Below are 434 nucleotides of genomic sequence, written 5' to 3' on the forward strand. Positions count from 1 at the left end.
AACTTTAATTTTTAATAGCACCCGATTGATTCTTTGTTTATATTACTTGTTTTTGCCACTAAACAAAAGTCCTACTCTTAACCGTTTTTAGTATAGTGATCTGGGTTTTAATGATCATATAGTCGTGAGTGATAGCACCCTTAGTAACAATCAAGCAGGCATTGGTGCTGCCGTTTACAATGATGGCACCTTAACATTAGCCAAAAGCACTATTAGTAACAATAAAGCACAGTCTGGCGGTGGTATTTACAATGATGGCGCTTTAATATTAAGCAACAGCACCCTCAGTAACAATCAAGCACACTTTGGCGGTGGCATTTACAATGATGGCATCTTAATAGTAGGCAACAGCATTATCAAGCACAATAAAGCTTTCGGAATCGAACTCAGTTCTGGTAAATTCGAGTCTGGCAAGGGTGGCGGTATTTACACCT

1 protein-coding gene is annotated in these 434 nt (G+C 38.7%); it reads left to right on the top strand.

All coding sequences use genetic code 11. The features are described 5' to 3' along the window. Positions 1–124: 124 nt before the first annotated feature. Positions 125–434 (top strand): right-handed parallel beta-helix repeat-containing protein (locus V7K76_RS25850; RefSeq protein WP_335030204.1); only part of this gene is annotated, 310 nt, incomplete at its 3' end.

It is taken from the genome of Nostoc sp., from assembly GCF_036917975.1.
In the GTDB taxonomy this organism is placed as follows: domain Bacteria; phylum Cyanobacteriota; class Cyanobacteriia; order Cyanobacteriales; family Nostocaceae; genus Nostoc.